This window comes from Fictibacillus sp. 5RED26, assembly GCF_015903895.1.
In the GTDB taxonomy this organism is placed as follows: Bacteria; Bacillota; Bacilli; order Bacillales; family Fictibacillaceae; genus Fictibacillus; species Fictibacillus phosphorivorans.
Genome location: NZ_JACZDU010000001.1, coordinates 191,722 through 212,407 on the forward strand (window position 1 = coordinate 191,722; position 20,686 = coordinate 212,407).

Annotated in this window: 21 protein-coding genes and 1 riboswitch; of the genes, 13 read left to right on the top strand and 8 right to left on the bottom strand. The window is 38.3% G+C overall.

Features of this window, described 5'->3' with window-relative positions; genetic code table 11:
• Nucleotides 1–25 precede the first annotated feature (25 nt).
• Both motB and motA read right to left on the bottom strand, forming a co-directional pair.
• Complete coding sequence (gene motB / locus IHV10_RS01040; protein ID WP_197126924.1) at nt 26–799, bottom strand: flagellar motor protein MotB; 774 nt, start codon at nt 797–799, stop codon at nt 26–28.
• Entirely contained in the window at nt 792–1,577 is a 786-nt protein-coding gene (motA, locus tag IHV10_RS01045; protein ID WP_197126925.1) for a flagellar motor stator protein MotA, read from the bottom strand. Before motA ends, motB begins: the two co-directional genes overlap by 8 nt.
• Nucleotides 1,578–1,802: 225 nt before the next feature.
• Between motA and IHV10_RS01050 the strand changes: the two genes are divergently transcribed.
• The 4 genes from IHV10_RS01050 (at nt 1,803) to IHV10_RS01065 (ending at nt 5,510) form a co-directional block, all read left to right on the top strand.
• On the top strand, nt 1,803–2,375 hold the full coding sequence (locus tag IHV10_RS01050; protein WP_197126926.1) for an RNA polymerase sigma factor: 573 nt from the start codon (nt 1,803–1,805) through the stop codon (nt 2,373–2,375).
• The gene (locus IHV10_RS01055; RefSeq protein ID WP_197126927.1) at nt 2,353–3,108 is read left to right on the top strand and encodes an anti-sigma factor; all 756 of its coding nucleotides are present in this window, start codon (nt 2,353–2,355) and stop codon (nt 3,106–3,108) included. Before IHV10_RS01050 ends, IHV10_RS01055 begins: the two co-directional genes overlap by 23 nt.
• 169 nt (nt 3,109–3,277) lie before the next feature.
• Nucleotides 3,278–3,829, top strand: coding sequence for a TlpA disulfide reductase family protein (locus tag IHV10_RS01060; protein WP_197126928.1), 552 nt, complete (start codon nt 3,278–3,280; stop codon nt 3,827–3,829).
• A gap of 265 nt (nt 3,830–4,094) precedes the next feature.
• Nucleotides 4,095–5,510, top strand: coding sequence for an ATP-binding protein (locus IHV10_RS01065; protein WP_197126929.1), 1,416 nt, complete (start codon nt 4,095–4,097; stop codon nt 5,508–5,510).
• 56 nt (nt 5,511–5,566) lie between these two features.
• On the opposite strand, the gene IHV10_RS01070 is transcribed toward IHV10_RS01065, so the two are convergent.
• Together IHV10_RS01070 and IHV10_RS01075 are read right to left on the bottom strand one after the other, a co-directional pair.
• Nucleotides 5,567–6,190, bottom strand: coding sequence for a CAP domain-containing protein (locus tag IHV10_RS01070; protein ID WP_197126930.1), 624 nt, complete (start codon nt 6,188–6,190; stop codon nt 5,567–5,569).
• Between the two features lie 88 nt (nt 6,191–6,278).
• Nucleotides 6,279–6,812, bottom strand: coding sequence for a histidine phosphatase family protein (locus IHV10_RS01075; protein WP_197126931.1), 534 nt, complete (start codon nt 6,810–6,812; stop codon nt 6,279–6,281).
• A gap of 332 nt (nt 6,813–7,144) precedes the next feature.
• Between IHV10_RS01075 and IHV10_RS01080 the strand changes: the two genes are divergently transcribed.
• On the top strand, nt 7,145–7,774 hold the full coding sequence (locus tag IHV10_RS01080; RefSeq protein WP_197126932.1) for a hypothetical protein: 630 nt from the start codon (nt 7,145–7,147) through the stop codon (nt 7,772–7,774).
• Nucleotides 7,775–8,060: 286 nt separating this feature from the next.
• Here the strand turns inward: IHV10_RS01080 and IHV10_RS01085 are convergent, their stop codons facing one another.
• Genes IHV10_RS01085 through IHV10_RS01095 form a run of 3 tightly spaced genes read right to left on the bottom strand, consistent with a single transcriptional unit; the run spans nt 8,061 to nt 10,908 of the window.
• Nucleotides 8,061–9,053: an NAD-dependent epimerase/dehydratase family protein gene (locus tag IHV10_RS01085; RefSeq protein ID WP_197126933.1), complete on the bottom strand. Its 993-nt coding sequence runs from the start codon at nt 9,051–9,053 to the stop codon at nt 8,061–8,063.
• A 9-nt stretch (nt 9,054–9,062) separates the two neighbouring features.
• Nucleotides 9,063–10,310, bottom strand: a complete 1,248-nt coding sequence (locus IHV10_RS01090) for an MFS transporter (RefSeq protein WP_197126934.1) — start codon at nt 10,308–10,310, stop codon at nt 9,063–9,065.
• Nucleotide 10,311: 1 nt separating this feature from the next.
• A complete protein-coding gene (locus IHV10_RS01095) occupies nt 10,312–10,908 on the bottom strand; it encodes an ArsR/SmtB family transcription factor (protein ID WP_197126935.1) in 597 nt (198 codons plus the stop codon).
• Nucleotides 10,909–11,081: 173 nt separating this feature from the next.
• On the opposite strand from IHV10_RS01095, the gene IHV10_RS01100 reads away from it, so the two are divergent.
• The 7 genes from IHV10_RS01100 (at nt 11,082) to IHV10_RS01130 (ending at nt 19,497) form a co-directional block, all read left to right on the top strand.
• A complete protein-coding gene (locus IHV10_RS01100) occupies nt 11,082–11,549 on the top strand; it encodes a MarR family winged helix-turn-helix transcriptional regulator (protein WP_197126936.1) in 468 nt (155 codons plus the stop codon).
• Between the two features lie 195 nt (nt 11,550–11,744).
• Nucleotides 11,745–12,896, top strand: a complete 1,152-nt coding sequence (gene spoIIP / locus IHV10_RS01105) for a stage II sporulation protein P (RefSeq protein ID WP_197126937.1) — start codon at nt 11,745–11,747, stop codon at nt 12,894–12,896.
• A 569-nt stretch (nt 12,897–13,465) separates the two neighbouring features.
• Complete coding sequence (gene cls / locus IHV10_RS01110; RefSeq protein ID WP_197126938.1) at nt 13,466–14,968, top strand: cardiolipin synthase; 1,503 nt, start codon at nt 13,466–13,468, stop codon at nt 14,966–14,968.
• 107 nt (nt 14,969–15,075) lie between these two features.
• A complete protein-coding gene (locus IHV10_RS01115) occupies nt 15,076–15,858 on the top strand; it encodes an undecaprenyl-diphosphate phosphatase (RefSeq protein ID WP_197126939.1) in 783 nt (260 codons plus the stop codon).
• Nucleotides 15,859–15,936: 78 nt separating this feature from the next.
• A riboswitch (cyclic di-AMP (ydaO/yuaA leader) is annotated at nt 15,937–16,092 on the top strand.
• A 139-nt stretch (nt 16,093–16,231) separates the two neighbouring features.
• Nucleotides 16,232–16,888 (top strand): potassium channel family protein, encoded by a 657-nt coding sequence (locus IHV10_RS01120; RefSeq protein ID WP_144702694.1) that lies wholly within the window; start codon nt 16,232–16,234, stop codon nt 16,886–16,888.
• Nucleotides 16,889–16,891: 3 nt separating this feature from the next.
• Entirely contained in the window at nt 16,892–18,244 is a 1,353-nt protein-coding gene (locus tag IHV10_RS01125; protein ID WP_231618094.1) for a TrkH family potassium uptake protein, read from the top strand.
• A gap of 140 nt (nt 18,245–18,384) precedes the next feature.
• Nucleotides 18,385–19,497 (top strand): GerAB/ArcD/ProY family transporter, encoded by a 1,113-nt coding sequence (locus IHV10_RS01130; RefSeq protein ID WP_197126940.1) that lies wholly within the window; start codon nt 18,385–18,387, stop codon nt 19,495–19,497.
• Nucleotides 19,498–19,590: 93 nt separating this feature from the next.
• Here the strand turns inward: IHV10_RS01130 and IHV10_RS01135 are convergent, their stop codons facing one another.
• Nucleotides 19,591–20,049 (bottom strand): hypothetical protein, encoded by a 459-nt coding sequence (locus tag IHV10_RS01135; protein WP_197126941.1) that lies wholly within the window; start codon nt 20,047–20,049, stop codon nt 19,591–19,593.
• Nucleotides 20,050–20,230: 181 nt separating this feature from the next.
• Between IHV10_RS01135 and hutP the strand changes: the two genes are divergently transcribed.
• The gene (gene hutP, locus IHV10_RS01140) at nt 20,231–20,665 is read left to right on the top strand and encodes a hut operon transcriptional regulator HutP (protein WP_066391539.1); all 435 of its coding nucleotides are present in this window, start codon (nt 20,231–20,233) and stop codon (nt 20,663–20,665) included.
• Nucleotides 20,666–20,686 lie beyond the last annotated feature (21 nt).

The window sequence follows — 20,686 nt, forward strand, 5'->3', positions numbered from 1 at the left end:
ACCGCCACCGCATTATACGGCCAAATCACTGTACAGATTTCAAACTAACATTTGGCAGTACAAGTACTTCAACACGACGGTTTTTTGCTCGACCTTCTGGAGTTTTATTCTCTGACTTTGGACGATATTCTCCATAACCGCTTGCGCTGACTTGGTTCGGTTTCAATGAAGGATTCTCAAGCAGAACGCGCATAAAGTTAATCCCTCTTAACGCGCTGAGTTCCCAGTTTGATTGAAAGTTTGCCGTGCTGATCGGTACGTTATCTGTATGGCCCGCGATAACAATATTTCGTGGTGGCGTGGTAACGAGTAGATCAGATAATTTTTTGCCGATCTCTCTAGAACCAGGTTTTACAGTTGCACTACCAGAATCGAATAAAGCATTATCTAAGATGGTGATCAATAAGCCGTTTTCTGTCAGCTTTGTTTGAAGACTAGAATCTAACTTGTTTGTTTGAATATAAGCATTGATCTTTTTTTCCATCTCTTCTAATTGTTCCAGTTCTTTCTTTGCTTCTTCAAGCCGTTCTTTTTCTTCTTTGGAAATGACTTCTTTTTGCGCATCAGGAATTGGTGTGGAGTCAGGAGAAGGGATCGGTACTTGTTCTTCCATTACGCCTGTGCCGCCTGTGAACTCATTTCGAAAAGCACTTGCCATCTGTTTAAACTTTTGAGCATCGATCTCACTCATGGCAAACAATACGATAAACAAAGCAAGTAAAAGCGTGAGCATGTCTGCATAAGGAATGAGCCAAGATTCATCCACATGTTCGTCATGATGCTTTTTCTTTTTAGCCAACTGAACCACCTGCTTTGTATTGATCGCGTTCGCTAGTTGGAATATACGTTAACAGCTTTTCTTCTAAAATTTTTGGGGATGTCCCATCTTGAATAGATAACAGCCCTTCAATCATAATCTCTTTGATCATGATTTCTTTCTTTGACTTTCGTTTTAACTTATTAGCGAAAGGATGCCACAACACATAGCCAGAAAAAATACCGAATAAAGTAGCGATAAAGGCTGCTGAAATGGCTTTTCCTAAAGCTGTAATGTCGGCCATGTTTCCTAGTGCCGCGACTAAACCTACTACTGCACCTAAGACACCGAGAGTTGGTGCATATGTACCCGCTTGAGTAAAGATGGTAGCGTTGCTTGCATGACGTTCTTCCATTGTTTCTAAGTCTTTCATTAAGACATCTTTAATAAATTCAGGAGGCTGTCCGTCCACGATCATCTTAATTCCTTGTTGAAGGAAAGGGTCATCCACTTCTTCTGCTTTCGGTTCTAATGCAAGCAAACCTTCTTTACGAGCGACCGTTGCCCATTCAATGAAAATCGTTACTAGATCCTTCATATCAATGAGCTTTTGTTCTTTGAATAAAATCTTGAAAAGAGCAGGGATTTTTTTGATCTCGTTCAATGGAAATGCAATGAGGATAGCTGCTGCAGTTCCGGCAAATATAATAAGCAATGCTGCTGGATTCAATAATGCTGTAGGACTTGCGCCTTTTAAAAACATCCCGACACCTACCGCAAGTATGCCTAGAATGACTCCGATTAATGTTGTGCGATCCATAATGATGTTCCTCACTTTATCTTTAAATTCTGTATCTATTTTTCCTGAGCTATATTTTCTTTTATATCGGAAAGATAGAAGGAAACTTAATGATAAAAGTTGGAAAATATGTGATCCAAATTGCTTTATTTAACGTTATCTTTATACATCCATCGTAAAAAAAGACAAATACTGCCTCATTTTGTTATGATAGATTTATTCTGTGAGCAGTAAAGGAGACAAAAGATGGGTAGAACTTCTGATTACGAACTTTATCAAAAAGTTCAAGAAGAAAATAAAGAAGCCCTTGAAATGCTGTATGATCGATATGAGAAGCTATTGTTTTCTTTTTCATTTAAAATGTTGAGGCAAAAAGAGTTGGCTGAAGAGGCAGTTCAAGACGTTTTTATGAAACTGTGGCGAAAAAAGGGACTCTATTCAGAGGATAAAGGGAAATTTTCTTCATGGCTTTTAACCGTTACACGAAATGCCTGTATTGATTTAATACGAAAGCAACAAAAAAATGAAGTTGAGATTCTTGAAAAAGACATAGATTACGAACGAACAGAAAGTGTAGAAGAAACCGTAACATGGAATGAAGAAAGAGAGGGTCTGAAGAAAGCTGTTTCTACTTTAACAGAAGAGCAGCAAGACATTGTAGAAATGTTCTATTTCAAAGGCTACTCACAATCAGATATTGCAGAGCAAAAGAACATTCCTTTAGGAACGGTAAAAGGAAGGATACGTTTAGCACTGAAACATTTAAAAAAGATCTATGGTGAGAGGGGGGATAAATATGGAACCGAAAACTTGCGATAATTTGCTCCATTATTATAACGGGTTGTTAGAAGGTAAAGAAAAAGATGCCTTTGAAAAACACTTAAAGCAATGCGACGCCTGCCAGGAAGAATGGACAGAATGGCAAGACCTTACAGCAGATCTTCCATATTTATCAGAAGAGGCACAACCTCCGATTGGTATGAAAGAACGTATTTTAACAAATGTAACGGCTGATGACTCCAGCCTTACACAACAAGAAACGCAACCTGGTGTTAAAACAGATGAAGTAGCAACAAAGATTTCACCTACTTCTAAGCAGAAACCCAAACCATGGGTACAAGGATTACTTGCTGCTGGACTTTTGCTATCACTTGGCACGAACGCGTATTTGTATAATGAAAATAACAAGAATGAACAAGTGATCCAAGAACAGGTCAATAAAACATTCAAAACGGTTCAACTAGCTTCTGAAGAAACAAAATCGACAGGTGTAGCATCAATGGTAAAGGAAAACGGTAAGATGAACCTTGTCGTTCAATCGAGTAACTTAACTCAAGTTAAAGGAACAGAAACCTATCAAGTTTGGCTGATTGAAGGAGACAAACCTTATCGAGCTGGCACATTTACGCCAGACGAGAATGGAAATGGTGCAGTCGTGTTCCCTGTTAAATTCGAAGGTGAACACAATTGGGATGCTGTTGCTATCTCGCACGAACCAACCCCAAATAGTAAGAAGCCAGTAGGTACGATTGTTATGGCCTCTAATTTATAAGTACCCGACAGACAACAGCTTAAACATAAGTTGTTGTCTTTTCTCATTTTTAGGAAAAAGGGTTCATCTTTAACTTAATCGCCAAGAGACGAACAAAGGGAACTTTGCAGTTGCAGGGCAAAATCCTCTATAATGAAAAGGGTGAACCAACTTGAAAAGAGGAATTACTTTGAGAATAAAATCGATCGTTATATTTCTCCTATTTGCTGGCTTAATTGGCCTTGCATTTTATACGGCAATGGATAAGAAAGAAGAAAAGCCAACTGAAGTTAAGAAAGAAGAAAATACCGGACTGGAACGTGGAAGTATAGCGCCAAACTTTTCATTAAAAACGCTAGACGGGAAGCAAGTTGATTTAAAGGATTATCGCGGTAAAAAGATCATCGTTAACTTTTGGGCTACGTGGTGTCCTCCATGCAGGGAGGAAATGCCCGAGATGGAGAGATTTTATAAAGATTATAAAAATCAGGATGTGGAAATATTAGCGGTTAACCTTGAATACTCTGAACCAAATACAGAGAAAGTTAGCAAATTTGTTCAGGAATATAAGCTATCTTTTCCGATTCCTCTTGATGAAAAGAACACGATTGGGAAGCAGTATAGGGCTGTTTCGATCCCGACAAGTTATTTTATTGATGAAGAAGGAATGGTCAGTACTTCTCATATAGGTCCAATGGATTATGAATTTATGAAGAACGAAATTAACAAGATGAATAGGTAAATATTGGTTTAAAGCCTTTGGATAATTTTCCAAAGGCTTTTTTGCTTGCATTATATTTAACACTAAAACATTTTATTTTAAAAAATAATGCTAAAGACCTGTAACATGGAATTAGAAAAATGGGAAAGTTGTCCAATAGGGGAATCGATAAAATTTGTCGAATTAAAAAGCTTAGTGAAAATGTGGAATATAATGAAGTGGTTAAAACTCACAATAGCCCAAGCAACAGATTTTGATACTCTGTAAATAAAAAGGGGACTACTTAATGAACAAGCAATATGAAGAAGTTGAAATTAAACGTATTGCCGATTTTCACCATTCTCTTAACCATTGCCCTATCCATCTTTTCGGATTACGAAGAGATGCTGAAGGTGAATATAAATTTACATATTCTGCAGGATCCATGCTTGATGAACTGGGTGTGTCCATAAAACCCTCTCCAGGAACAAGCCTTAATGACCTATATGCTAAAGAGTTGATCGCAGAATGGACTGACCCATTAGAAAAAGCCTTTTCAGGTTTGACACAAACCGCCAATATTAACTTAGGCTTTAGAAGTATTCGCACAACCATATATCCTGTAACAGGGAAGAATCAAGACATATTGGAAGTTGTCGGAACATCATATATTACTTCCAACAGTGAATTAGAAAATGATCAAAACTTGAAAAAGTTTAAACAATTGTTTAACCACGCAATGGAAGCAATCGTGCTTTGCCGTTCCGATATGGAAATTGCCGAAGTGAACGACCGTGCATGCGAACTTTTACAGCTTTCAAAAGAAGAACTCATCGGTCATAGTGCAGATCAATTTTTTGTGGGAAACGGAAAAGAATTAATTCGAAAGAAATGGAAAGAAGTTTTGTACGGAAAAAAGATCAAGGGAGAGTTTCGCTACAAAACTCCAGATGGTTTAGTGAAAGAAATCGAATATTCATGTGAGAAAGATATAGTAGATAAACTACATGTTACGGTCTTGAAAGATGTGACGGATCAAAAGCTTACCGAACAAAAATTATTAAAAGCGGAAGCGTTAAATGTAGTAGGAGAGCTTGCAGCAGGTGTAGCACATGAAATACGTAACCCTTTAACTTCATTGAAAGGTTTTGTTCAACTGATTCAGAATCAAACAGATGAGTTTGATCAATATCTCACGATTATTCTTACAGAAGTAGATCGAATTGAGCATATCATAAAGGAGTTTTTGGTACTTTCAAAAAGCAATTCGCAAAATTTTATGATGTCTTGTGTTACGGATATCATAAACGACACAGTTGATCTGTTGAACACACAAGCTATCATGAAAAATATTGAGATTAAAAAAGATCTAGAGGATCATATACCACTGATCTTCTGTGACCCTCTGCAGCTTAAACAAGTGTTTATCAACTTTTTAAAAAACGCGATTGAAGCTTCTGCTGTTGGAGATTGTGTAGAAATTAACATGAAGTTATCAAGAGAAAAAGATTTTCTTCAGATTCAGATACGTGACTACGGATGCGGTATGGATGAGACGGTCATGAAGAAGATCGGTAAACCCTTTTTCACAACAAAAGACGAAGGGACCGGATTAGGATTGATGGTAAGTACAAATATCATCAAGCATCATAACGGGAGATTAGATGTAAAAAGTAAAAAGGATAAAGGAACAATGTTCACCATTACGATTCCTATTAAATAAAAGTTATTAAACGACAAAAAAAGCTTTCCCTCAACGGGAAAGCTTTTTAATACTTATTATCCTTTAAACATTTGAACGAACATTTTACCATATTGTCCACCGTCTACAACACCGATACCAACGCTAGTGTATTCAGACTTTAGGATGTTCTCACGGTGACCTTGAGAATTCATTAGGCTAGTGTGAGCACCTTCTACAGATGAGTTACCTGCAAGGTTTTCACCAGCTGTATTATATTCAACACCAAACTTCTTCATCATATCGAATGGAGAACCGTAAGTTGGTGAATTGTGGTCGAAATAGTTGTTGTCGATCATGTCTTTTGCTTTAACGCGAGCAACTTTTGTTAACTCAGGATCAGCTTTTAGTGCTGGTAATCCTTGTTTTTCACGCTCTTGGTTCACAAGATCTAACATTTGCTTCTCTTGTGCAGTAAGTTCAGCACCTGCTTCAGCTTTTGGTGCTGCTTCAGCTGGAGCTTTTGCTTGCTCTTGTTGTGGAGCTGGTGCTGGAGCAGCTTGTTGTTGCTGTTGCTGTTGTGGAGCTGGAGCTGCCTGAGCTTGTTGAGTTTGATTATTATTTAAAGAAGCGAATGGGCATGAAGATGCTGCTTCTGAGATTCCTGCATTTGCGCCGAATAGGGAAGCGCCTAATACTGATGCTACTACTAATTTTTTCATAAGATGTTTCCCTCCTAATAATTTATCTTACGTGTACATGTTTCGGGGTTTCAGAAGGAGGGTTGGGGGTCTGGAATTATGTACCAGTTTAAGACACCCACAGCTTGGATACATCTTTTGATAAAGCGTCGATTAAAAACACATCCGGATTGGACAGAAGCTCCCATTCCTTAAAGCCGAATGATGAATCATACAAATTAATCATTAGGCTAAGCAGATTTCCATGCGTAACGATTAGAACAGACTTATAGGATTTTGCTTGCAAATCATAAATGAGGGAAGTGATTCTTTGCTTTGCTTCAAATGTGGACTCCCCACCAGGAAACTTTAAATGTTCTTCCTTATATGTACGTTCCAGATTATCTCTCCAATTTGGATCATCTTCTATAGAAAGAATCCGTTCAGCTAATCGTTCATCTACCTTTATCGTTCGATTATTTAACTCTGCATAAGGTTTAATGGTGTTGATGGCTCTATTTAATGGACTCGAGATTACACAATCAAAATCCTGACCCTCTAAAAAGACAGCAAGTTCTTTAGCTTGCTGTTCTCCTTCAGCAGTTAAAGGAGCATTACTTTCTTGACCTTCCGCTTTACAATGTCTAATCGCCGTAATCTTCATGAATTCATCCTTCTTTCTAATAGGTATGACTAAAAAGGATGTTGATGTTAGGTCTCTTAATTATTTACTCCATTGAAAAGTTGATTGGAGTGTAGAGTGCGAGACTCCTGCGGGACAGGCGGGCAGGTGAGACACTTAAGAGTGAAACGTTCGAATGTGGCTCACCGCCTGCCCCGCGGAAAGCGAGCGCCTGGAACGGAAATCAATAACATGCAAGTACTTCGCTGATACCCAAAACATCATCCGATTTAAACAGTTGTTTAATCATTCGAGACGTTAAACCAAAATCCCTCCCGAATACTATTAATGTTGAAACTCGAAGGGAGATTGTTATGTATCCTGAATTAAATCATTTTAAGCAAATGAAAAAAGAATACGATATTGATATTGCTCGCGCTCAAGAAAAGTGGCAGCAACTACATAAACAAAAAGAATGGTCTTCAAATGAATATGAAGAGTTACTAAATGCTTATGGTGTAAGAAACTCAAAAATCACGATGGATGATCTTACAGAAGTAAAGAATAAGTACCTTTTAGCAATGGAAAAAGAACGTAATGCAATGGAACAGCTAGATGAATTAAAAGAAAACCGTGATGACCGATTATCTGAGTATTTAAAAACTGTTTACTCTTCACGCGATAGAGAATTAGACACAGCGAAAAATAGCATGGAAAAGAAAATACATCAGCTTGAACGTTTAAAAGCAGAGTACTTAATGATGGTCAAACAGATTCAAGAGATTCATGCGTATCGACAAAGTGTTGAAAAAGAAACACATGAAGCTATCACAAGTTATCAGCAAACCTATGAACCAAAAGAAATTCTTCCATTGTATCCGTCATTGGCACGTTTGGAGATTCCGCTTTCTGATATTCAACACGTTTTTCAAAAAGGTGAACTGCCTGACCACTTGAAAAAATATATCCATTTTAATGATGATCCTAAGCGGTTTCCAAGGTAAAAGGTTTGTCCTTTAAAAAGGGAGTTAATGCAGGGAGCTCCCTTTTATCAAGGAATAAAAAAAAGCCATAATCCTTAAGAAAGGATTATGGTAAAGAAAACCGAACGCATGATGAAGAAATGGGGGGTAGGGAATTGCTCTGCCGGCCTCTTGCCAACAGGAGAGATTTTGTATCTCACAATCATACTATATGTCCTAAGGAGACAATTGGTATGGACAAGTGCCATGGGCATTCATGTATTTTTAGATTTATTGAAAATAATATGGCTTGTTAAGTTCAAAAATATCACTTCACTTTTTCATTCCATTTTTTCAGAAGCGTCTTTTCTTTATCAGGATTTAGGCCGGCTTTCCAATCGTCTGGTTTTAAGTTTCGGCTGAGAGACCAATCAGCAGTATCTTTTATCGTTTCTTCTATTGGTCTAAAAAGCAAGCCTTTGTTTATTGCTTTCGAATCATCCGCATAATCCAAACCACGATAATCTTCACTTGAGATCCAGAGTGGCAACTCGACCCATTCGCCGACGTGCTCCTTTAATAAGAAAGTTTCGGGAACAGGTACTATTGTTGAGTGTTCTTGACTAATAAGACATTTATGAACAACCTCATTGAAATCATACACGCCACCGACAGCTTGATAAATTCCATTTTCCTTGTTTTCAGCCATTCTTACAATCCAATTCGCTAAATCGCGAACATCAATGAATCGAACGGTCGGATCTTTCATCTCAGGAATTAAAATTTCGCCCCCTCGAACACCTCTAGCTGGCCAATAAGTGAAACGGTCCGTATAATCATATGGCCCAACGATTAAGCCAGGACGAACGATCAAAGCGTTATTACCGAATACATCTAACACCTCTTGCTCACAAGCTGCTTTAAGAGCACCATAATGTTCACCGACCTCAGTGATATTAGAATCAGTAAGTTCAGCCGTTTTTGAGTCCTCCGTAATGTTTCGAACGGACTGATCTTCATAAACAGATACGGAAGAAACAAAAATGTAGAAAGTTCCTTCTTTATGGAGTGCTTCAGCTGATCTGCGAACTTGTTTAGGAAAATAACCACACGTATCAACGATAATGTCCCATGACCCATTTTCAAGTAAGGACAGATCGAGATCTCTGTCACCGATAATCTCATGAACGTTTTCAGTTACACCTTCTTTTGCTGTTTTCCCTCTATGAAACAAAGTTACTTCATGATGATTGTTGTTAAAAGAATCTGCTACATGTTTTCCTAAAAAACGAGTGCCGCCAATAAGTAAGACTTTCATCATCTACACCACCTATTCCATTTTTCGTAAAGCAGGAAGTTTCCACATGATCAAAAGATTAACAACAATTAAAGATACTGCACCTCCTGACATAATGTTTTCAATAGAAAATCCATAAGAGATGAGCAGTGATGTGGCTGCAAGTGATAATGGAGCGAGCCCCATGCTTGCCATGGTAAGCAATCCCATCAACCTTCCTAGTAGGTTTTTATCTACAGAAGACTGAACCGCTGAAATTAGCGGAATATTGGTTGCGGGGAACGTAATTCCAATGAAGAAAATAATCAACATACAAGCATATAGGCTGGAACTTTGACTAAATAAGAAAAAGAAAATATTCATGGCGAATAAAGAGACCGTCACCATCAGACCGCGTCTTTTTTTAACGTTTAGGATACCTATGATAACGGAGCTAATCAGCATGCCTAGAGCCATAGCTCCTTCAATAAAGCTAAATTCAAGTGCGTTTCCGTCGAGCACGTTTTTTACGAAGATCGGCAAGCCCATCATCAAAGGCCCGATGACGAAAACATTTAGAAATATCGTACTAAGAAAGAGCGCCTTTAAAAAAGCGGATTGTCTAACTACATCAATTCCCTCTTTTATAGATTGCCACATGCTTGGTTTTGCTGTGCTTGAACTAATGGTTGCAGGGACATTTAGCAAAGAAGCAAGAATGGCAGCGAGTAGAAGCATCACAGCAGGTACACCGAACGAGAGCATATATCCTCCACTGCTTGCAACAAGAAGCCCTCCGATCATCGGACCAAGGATTAGTGAGCTTTGTTGGGTGGTCTGAATAACTGAATTTGCACGTGTTAATTGAGATTGATCGACAACATTAGGTAGAAGTGATCCGTTTGCAGGCCAGACGAAAGCATCGAGTGCTCCAAAAAACAAACCGAAAATGATAAACGATAGGAGGGAGAGATGTCCTGTTGCAAGCATGATTAACAAGCCAACTAACAAAAGGGTTCTTAAAAAGTTAGCGACGAATAAAATTTTCGTTCGACTGACTCGATCTGCTAGAACGCCGCCGATAGCCATAAATAAAATACGAGGAACGTTGGCTGCAATAAATACAATGCCGAGTGAAGCTTCTTTGTCTAGAGTCTTTACGACGTACCAGCTCTGTGAGAATTGAAAAATGGCGATTGAAAAAGAAGAACAGATTGTTATCGCCCATATGAATAAAAAGGAACGCTTTTTGAATAGGGACTCTTTTTCACTTTTATGGTGTACAGCTACTGTTTCGGCCATCTTACTGGAGCTCCTCTTCCGGATACGGTGTCTCTTTCAAAGGAAAGGAGAGCATAAAGTAATGATAGATCTCACCATCGTCACTCTCGTTCTTTTTAAATTCTGAAATTAAGTCTGATATTTCTTTTGCTTTGTCATGTAGAAGTTTTACTTGATCAGAAGAAAGTTTTACATGTCTATAACCAAATTTAAGAGGAGAATCTGTATAAGCTAGTACTTCAGGATCTAATTTGCGCACCATAGACTTTGTTTTCTCTAAAGAAACTAATATATTCTCCTTCAGTGCATCGGAGAGTTCATCTTTCACTGCATGCCGTTGATCGGGCAATATTTCGGCAATTGAAAATGAATGAGCAACTGGTCTGTAGAACTTTTGTATAATGCCGTTCTTTTCTTCTGTTCTTTCAACGTTTATTAAACCAACGCGTTCAAGTTCTTTTAAATGATAATGAATCTTTGGTGCAGGGACTTCTAGTAGATCTGATAAAATCTTTCCAGTCTTTGCTTCCTCTAATATCTCCCAAAGGATTTTAATGCGAAAGGGGTCAGAGATAACCTTTAACTGCTCAACTTCCCGAATATGATAAATTTCCTGCATGTTCAACACTCCTGAAACGTTCAAATATATTTGAACGTAATATATCCTATTTATATGCTGGTCGTCAACTCTTTTACACATTATTTGTAAATAATAGTTCAAATGTTATGAAAATTCTTGTATAATGTTAGTATAATACTCGCATTACAACTTAGAGGCTGGAGGTTCATAGTATGGGGAATAAGGATTTGAAGTCCTATGTGGAGAGATTGGAGAAGGTGCATTACATTGTGTCAAAGCGTTTACACCCGGAGATTGCTATAGAGAAGGAGTTAACGAAAACACAGTTTGTACTTTTGAAGACGTTGTGTATCAGAAATAAATGGACCGTTTCAAAATTGGCTGACTATATGGGTGTAAAACCGAGTGCGATAACTGTTGGTGCGGATCGTTTGTACAAGCGTGGATTTGTAAGTCGTTACCGTAGTGACCTTGACCGTCGTATTGTTTATTTAGAGATTACTGACGAAGGACACGAAATTTTACGAGAGGCTGAAAATGAGAGAGTTGATTCAATAAGTAGCTATCTGAATCACTTATCTCCAGAGGAATTAGGTATTTTTATTGATATTTATGAAAAGCTAGCTAGCGGAAATCATTCAAACCCAGACGAGATCGTCCTTACATCACAAACCAGTTGAAGAACTGGTTTTTTTTTATGGACAAGACCTCGATTTCTTCCTAAAGACCTCACTCATAAACAAACCTTCAGATTAAAAGAGCATTAGTAAGCCAAGGAAGATAAGTCTCTATTATTTTTTCATAGATTGGATTCTATTTAAATGATTAGCTGCATAGGATGTGATAGAAACGTTAACAGAAGTGGAGGGCTATACATGTTCACCCCGCAATTGAATATGAAGCGTTTACCATTATTACTTGCTGGAGCCATGCTATTTATTGTCGTTGCCACTAGCTTCATCACATCCTTTGAGCACAAATATCGATTGAGTTCATCAACCATGCATAAGTGGTTAACGGAATTTTCTGGAGAAGCACTTGTCTATTTCATAGGTTGGGAAAACCGATATTTCACGCAAGAGCTTCCAAAAGAAAGTGAACCGCCTGCATTATCAAGTGTATTGTTCGAATTAACAACAAGCATCAAGCCTGGTGATATCCGAAGTTTGTTAGGAAACGAACTTCCTGGCTTTGCGCTCTATGATTCAACAATCATTGTTGCTGGGGAAGGAACGGATTATACAAACTTAGCGTATGAGTCACCACCACCGATGGAACTTCTATTAAGTGGTGAGGAAGCGGAAGTTCAAGATATCGAGCGGTTAGAAGATCCTGATCCATCTGATTCAGAGAACCCACCAGGTCAAACAACGAGTGGAAAGAAAATTGCTTATATCTATCATTCGCACAGTTGGGAATCGTTCTTACCTCACTTAAAAGGAGTAACAAATCCTGATCATGCTATTCATTCTAAAGTCAACATCACGATGGTAGGGAAAAAGCTAGGGGAAGAATTAGAGGCGAGAGGAATCGGTACATCCGTCGATATGACAAACATGACGGAGCTTTTGAGGAAAAATAACACAGACTATCGAAAGAGTTATCCGATGTCACGTACACTAGTTGAAAGTGCGATGGCGAGCAACAATGATATTGATTTAATCTTTGATCTGCATCGAGATTCTATGAGAGGAAAGTCTACAACAACACAAATTAATGGTAAGTCCTATGCGCGTACTTTATTCGTTATCGGTAAAGCGAATCCTAATTTTGAGAAGAACCAAAAAGCAGCACAAGAGATCAACGCGATCTTAGATAAAAAATACCCTGGATTAAGCCGTGGGGTTATTGGAAAAAACAAGACTCAAGGAAATGGTGTTTATAATCAAGACCTTTCTGACCATGCTTTACTCATTGAGTTTGGCGGAGTGGATAACAACATGGACGAGCTGTATAGAAGTGCAGAAGCGGTGGCAGATGCTGTGGCAGAGTACTACTGGAAAGAAAATGGAGCGAAAGCTGAATAAAGAATGTTGACTGGCTCCAGAGGTGGTGATAACCTCTGGAGCTTTTTTATGTGTTTCTATTTTTGCGGAAAATTAAAGTGGACAGTAAAAATAGCAGAGTGGACAGTAAACTTACAAAAGTGGACAGTAAATCATCAGAAGTGGACAGTAAAACTTAAAGAGTGGACAGTATTTTCGTCAAAGTCGACAGTAAGTGCTATAGAGGAGTCTATGCATGGGCGCCGTTTTGTTAATGACGGTAATTTTTCCAATTGACTAGTGAATCTGTCCGATTTGAAGATTAATCTGTCGGATTGGTTACATAATCTGTCCGATCCACCCAATAATCTGTCCAATTCAAAATTCACCACCGATCGGCCACGCAAATTTCCGAAGCGTCTGTCTATCAACCCAATGCGTACACAAAAAAACCATTTCGAATGATTGAAACAATACCTAATTTCATAACAGTCGTGATTTCTGCAAATCCTAAGAAAAAATGGTATAAAAAGAGAAGAGCCCCTTGTTTTAATTACATGGGGAAGGGAATAAAGAGAGAAAGAGAAGATTGGTAAAAAAGGAGCACGTGCATGAAACGAATATGGGAATTTTTCCTCACACTATTGTTACTTGTCTGTTTATACATCGTTTTCTTTGCAGAAGGATATGTGATAATCAAAACGGTATTTGGGCTCCTTTACATCGCAGTGATTCTGTATACGATTTATTCGTTAATGCTCGAGAACAGAACAGCTCAACATACACTTCTTTGGATTTATGTATTAATTCTATTTCCGTTTATCGGATATATGTTCTACCTGTATTCTGGACAGCTTTATTTAAAAGGCCACCTTTTTAAATCGAAACGAAAAAAAGACAGAGACGAGTGGATCAGGGTATCTAAACAAGAAGAAAAGCCGGACTTTAGTGATTTGAAAAGACATCAGCAGTGCTTTGCAACGCATGCTCATCACATCACACTTACGCGTTTGAACAGAAAAACGAGTTCGAAAATTTTAAAGAATGGTCAAGAGACGTTTCCTGAAATTTTTGCAAGGCTGAAAGAAGCCAAGGAGTATATACATATTCAGTATTATATCTTTCGTTCAGATCGCCTTGGTAAAGACATTATTGACCTTTTAATAAAAAAAGCGAATGAAGGCGTGAAAGTTAGATTTTTGTTTGATGGGATAGGAAGTCTGTCTCTTCAGCAATATGATATCGACAGAATGAAAAAAGCAGGAATTCTCGTTGAAGCATTCTTACCTGTTCGATATGGTTTTTTCAATCAAAAGCTTAATTTCAGAAATCATCGTAAAATTATTATTATTGATGGGAAGGTTGGGTTTGTAGGGGGCTTGAATGTAGGCGTTGAGTATTTAGGAGAAGATCCGGAGATTGGTTTTTGGCGCGATACACACATGGTTATGGAAGGAGAAGCTGTTCAAGTTCTTCATGCCATATTTTTAATGGATTGGGAATATGTTTGTGGAGAAGATCTCTTAGAAGATAATCATCTTACAAGAGCATACCCCGCTGAAGGGGATGGTACTGTTCATGTGGTGGCAAGTGGTCCTGATACTCAGCTTGGAATCATGAGTGATCTATTCTATTCTTTGATCTCATGTGCAGAGAAATCGATCTGGATCGCAACACCATATTTTGTTCCTAATGAAGCGATTCGAACGGCTTTAAGAGTGGCAGCAAAAAAAGGTGTCCAGGTCCGTTTGTTGGTTCCTGAGATTAATGATGGATTCTTGACGCAATATGCAACGCGCTCTTATTTTCCAGAGCTACTGCGTTCTGGAATAGAGATCTATTCCTACAAAAAAGGATTTCTGCATCAAAAAGTAATCATTATTGATGGCGATACTGCTTCAATCGGTACAGCTAATATGGATATGAGAAGTTTTCACCTTAACTTCGAAGTGAACGTATTCTTGCTGAATACATCATCTGTCTCAGATCTTGTAGAACAATATCAAGAAGACATGGTGGAATCTATAAAAGTGAAGCCCGTAGAGTTTTACAAAAGAGGTTTGTGGGAACGAACAAAGGAATCGTTTGCTCGTCTCTTCTCAGGTGTACTTTAATCACAAATGCTCGTTAGTAACACTAAATTGATATCAAAAAACTAGAATAGAAAATCCTCCTCATGAATAGGTTGTACGAGACCATGAAAGTTGAGGGGGTTTTTTTTATGGATTGGCTCGAAGCCTTAATATTAGGCATTGTGCAAGGGATAACAGAATTTTTGCCTGTCAGTTCTACAGGACACCTCCTTCTAGGCAGGCAAGTGTTTCAGCTAGAAGAAGCCGGGTTGTTTCTTGATAGCATGCTTCATATAGGAACACTTATTGCTGTGATGACGGTTTATTGGAGAGAAATCTTAGAAGTTATAAAAAGACCACTCAGCAAAACGGGAGTTCTGCTTATCGCTGGAACGATTCCAACCGCTGTTATAGGACTAGCATTTAAAGATTTTTTTGAAGAGATCTCAAAAACCGGGATCACGGTTGGATGGGAGTTCTTAATTACAGGTTTTTTGCTTTGGTGGGCGGATTCTTATAAGCGAAATGGATATAAAGGGATTGAAGATATAACAATAAGGGATGCACTTGTGATCGGTACGTTTCAAGGTGCGGCTATTCTTCCTGCTATTTCACGATCAGGACTAACGATTGCAGCAGCGCTCTTTTGCAAGATCGATAAAAAAGCAGCGGCCTATTTTTCTTTTTTATTATCCATACCATCTATCGCAGGAGGAGTAGTATTGCAGTCAAAAGATCTATTTACGGGTGGACATCCACCTATCTCTTATTCAGCCTTATTGGTCGGTACTTTAGCATCGGCTCTATTTGGATATGTGGCTGTAAAGTGGATGATCAAACTCCTTCAAACCGGTACGTTAAAAGGATTTGCTGTCTATGTTTGGTTGATTGGAATAGTAGTATTGATCCTTCAATTTTCAGGTAAAATGTAAAGTATTTGTTAACACTAAAAAAATGGATTGACTTTTAAAAGATAGAGGATTACAGTATATGTAATTCAAAATTTAGCAGGCTTTAGATCGCTGAATTTACAGTTATTTTTATGGTGAAACTACTGTAAAACGGGGGAACCAATCTTTTGGGGTGAATTTTGCTCTATTTGCAAAAAGGGATACTCCAATCCCTAATCCGACAGCTAACCCCGTAAGCGTCATGTCACTGGAGAGGTCAATTTGGTGGAAAACCGGACCCGCTTCTTTGTGTGGTCTTTTTTTGCGTTTTTTTACTTAAATTTATATACCTCTTGACCAGCAAGGCTAGAGAACAACGAAGCAAAAACTTCATGGATTTTAAGGGGAGACCATAATGAAAAAACAGTTTGCAGTAATTGGTTTAGGACGTTTTGGAGGCAGCATCTGTCGAGAATTTGCGACGATGGGCTATGATGTTCTAGCTATAGATAAAGATATGGAAAGAGTAAATGAGTTTGCAACAATAGCTACTCAGGCTGTTCAAGCTAACTCTACGGATGAAAACGTAATGAAGTCTTTAGGAATCCGAAATTTTACACAGGTAATTGTTTCGATCGGTGAAGACATCCAAGCAAGTATCTTAACTACTTTACTTTTAAAAGAAGCAGGCGTTCAAAAAGTATGGGTAAAAGCACAGAATGACTATCATCATAAAGTGTTGGAAAAGCTAGGAGCAGACCGTATTATCCACCCAGAGCGTGATATGGCGCTTCGCGTTGCTCAACTCATATCTTCTGAAAAGATTATTGATTTTATTGAGCTATCGCATGAACACAGTATTGTTGAGATAGGTGTAACGGATAAGCTAGTGAATCGGACGCTAACAGATCTAGATGTTCGTGCACGCTATGGATGTAATATCGTCGCAATCAAACGCGGAGATGAGATACTCGTTTCACCGATTGCTGATGTATCTCTTCAATATGGGGATATACTTGTCGTGATCGGTCGTAACGAAGATCTAAATCGTTTTGAGGATGAGGAAGTGTAAGCATTGGCACTACATGTTAGAAAGCATAAACGTTTTTTGCACAACCCAATTAGATTAAACCCTCCTCAGTTTTTAGCGTTACTATTTTTATTTCTTATTTTCGTTGGGACGTGTTTGTTAAAGCTTCCTATTGCCCATGAAAAAACGTTATCGTGGGTAGATGCTTTTTTTATTGCAACTTCAGCAGCAACAGTAACAGGCTTAGCTACTGTTGATCCTGGCTCAACGTTCACACTCTTTGGTGAGATCGTCATCTTGTTCTTAATCCAAGTCGGAGGACTTGGGGTCATGTCATTTGCTTCATTAGTCGTTATTATGATGGGGAGGAAAATATCCATCAAACAACGTGTTCTGATGCAAGAAGCACTCAACCAGCCTTCTATAGGCGGGGTAATCCGGTTAGTTCGAAATCTGTTTGTATTTTCAATCAGCATCCAGATTATCGCCATCTTTTTTCTATCACTAAGGCTTGTTCCAGACTTTGGTGTTAGTAAAGGAATTTACTATAGCATCTTTCATGTTATATCGGCATACAACAATGCAGGATTCTCGTTGTGGTCTGACGGTCTAATGGGTTATGTAGGAGATCCGATGGTGAACATCGTCATATCGTTTCTGTTTATAACAGGGGGAATTGGGTTTACCGTATTGGTTGATATATGGGTGAGCCGAAGCTGGAAAAAACTTTCTCTTCATACAAGAGTGATGTTGCTTTCTACTTTGATTATTAATATTGTGGCAATCTTGTTCTTCTACTTATTTGAGTTTAATAATCCTAAGACCATTGGAATGCTTTCAGGTGCTGAGCAATTCTGGGCTTCTTATTTCCAAGGTGTAACACCGAGAACAGCAGGTTTTAACTCGATTGATATGACAGCCATAAATCCTGATACATCCTTGTTGATGATTCTTTTAATGTTTGTTGGGGCAGGAAGTACCTCTACTGGTGGAGGGATAAAGCTGACCACGTTTGTTGTTATTATTTTTACGGTTGCAGCTTTCTTAAAAGGGAAAGAAAGTACGGTTGTTATGAAGCGGACCATTCGAAATGCTGTTGTTTACAGAGCTCTTGCTATTACAACTATTTCTATTTTGTTTATCTTTGCCGCATTATTTATTATCACATATGTCCAGAAAGATGTTTCATTCATGGTGATCGTGTTTGAAGTCGTTTCTGCATTTGGAACAGTTGGATTAAGTATGGGACTTACCCCAGATCTCACAGTCATCGGAAAAATTGTGATCTGTGTGGTAATGGTTTTCGGTAAATTAGGACCGCTAACACTGGCGTTCAGTCTTGCTAAACAAACAAAAGATAATATTAGGTATCCAGACGGTGAAGTGTTCACTGGATAGAGGAATGAAAGCTGATGCAGAACGGGTGTATTCCCACATTTCGCGTCAGCTTTTTTGGTTATTTATGGGTTAATCTCTTTACTCTTGGGAATGCTAAAACGAGATTTCAATGCTGTTTCTAAGAGAGGAAGAGAATCGTCATGCAAAAAATTAAAGAAGCTTTTCTCGTTTCTCCCTTTCTTGTGTTTTTTCTTGTCCATTCTGAACAAGTAGGGGTAGGGGTGCTAGGCTATCAGCGTATCATCGCTAAATACGCTGGCTATGATTCCTGGATATCAGTCATCATAGCTGCCATTTTTGTACATGCTCTTATATGGATGATTTATTATGTGCTCGATAACGGCGATGGGGATATCGTATCAACTCATAAATCGCTGTTTGGTGGTTTGATTGGAAACTTATTTAATCTATTTTTACTTCTATATTTTCTGCTCTGGTCGATTACAGTGTTACGAACGTATATTGAAGTCATACAAGTATGGATGTTTCCCACTCTAAGTACTTGGAAGATCGCTGCTGTATTCCTGATATTAACGTACTATGTGGTTTCGTCTGGTTTTCGAACGGTGGCGGGCATCTGTTTTTTAGGAGTTGTCATTCCATTAGGTTTGATCGTGTTACTCGTATACCCATTGGAATTTACTCATTTTTCTAATCTCCTGCCGGTCTTTGATGAGAATGTAAAAGACTATTTATCTGCAACGAAAAATATGATGCTGAGTTATCTTGGTTTTGAAACACTTCTTGTTTTTTATCCGTTTATTAAAAATGCAAAGCGGTCTCAAAAATTTGCGCATCATGCTAATCTTTTTACATTTATGATGTATTTGCTAGTCACTTTGTTTTCATTTGCGTTCTTTAGCGAAGAACAGTTGTCTAGAAATATATGGGCAACCCTTTCTATGGTGAAAATCGTTCAAGTTTCATTCGTAGAACGATTTGATTTTGTTTTCGTTTCGATGTGGTGTTTAGTGATTTTGCCAAATATTGCACTGGCGATCTGGTGTTCGAGCCGTGTGGCCAAACTGATGTTGAACATCCGCCAACATATCACACTGATCATTTTATTAGCGATCACGTTGGCTGCTTGTTATTACTTAGACACTCGTTTGAAGATCAACATGCTCAATAACTATACGAACAAGATCGGTTTTTATTTAGCCATCAGTTATATTCCACTTTTATTTATCATGACTTTTATTAAGAAACATATTAAGAAAAATAATAAAGAACAGACATCATCTACTACATGATGCACCACAATTAAAAAAAACTGACTGTTAGGCTTCCTCAATCTGTTGCACATAGGAAAGAGGGAAGTTAGCAGTCAGTTTTATTATTTTTACCTAGGCTTGAAGAAGCATAGTTAATCGCGTCTTGTGTTTTTCGCGCTGTGAATCATCTGATGTATTATGCCAATTTTGAAGAGTTTCGTTGATCAATTGCGTGACCATATGCTTTGTCCAGACTACATATGCGCCATACGTATCACCTTTAAAAAAGGAAGAAAGCATATTATTATCAGGACCGAAGAAGAAACCGAGCTGATCATGAATGAGCGTTGCCTCATTCATCGAAAAAGGCATAATTTTATCTGAAAGAGTAAATTGATATGAATTATTTTCTTTTTTAATAAATGCGATCGCGTACACCTGTCCTTCGTGAAGAAATCCTTTTGTAGTAGGCAAGAGCAGTAACGGGTTATGTCCTTTGTCATAAGCGATAAAAAAGTCATTCACATCTTCCTCGAACTGTGGTGTGCGTGACATTGAAGCAAGTGCAATTTCTTTTTGTACGTTTAACATGTAACAACCCTCATTCCGTTATATTTCTTACTATCATTCTTACCGCTAGTTTGATAGATTATACGTGTCATTTTCTTTACTATACTGCTGTGATAAGTTGTTGAAAGGGAATTGACGGACAAATTGTAAACGCATACACTAGAAGTAGTTATTAGCCGTTAGAGAAAGAGTGATTCATGCAATGGCATTATCAAATGAACGTTTGATCGGAAAGATGGCCATGTTAGGGGTATTAGATGAAAGTTATCTGCCTGAGATCGAGAAATTGGGCTGGAAGTATTGCGTAGGCAAAGCCGGTTCAATGGATTCACAAAAGGTAGTAGCTGCCATTGAAACAGCGGCCAAAAGTGAAAATATAATTCAAACTGGGATTTATCGTGAAACACATTCTTTATATCATGCCATCATGGAAGCTTTTCATGGGGTGACAAGAGGACAGGTTCAGCTTGGAACCGTTCTTAGAACTGTAGGTTTGCGTTTCATCGTCGTTCGCGGTAATCCATATGAGAAAAAAGAAGAAGGTGACTGGATAGCAGTCGCTCTCTACGGAACGATCGGAGCTCCTGTAAAAGGATTAGAGCATGAAGCGATTGGTCTAGGAATCAATCATATTTAAATAGTGCCCATAGTAACTAGT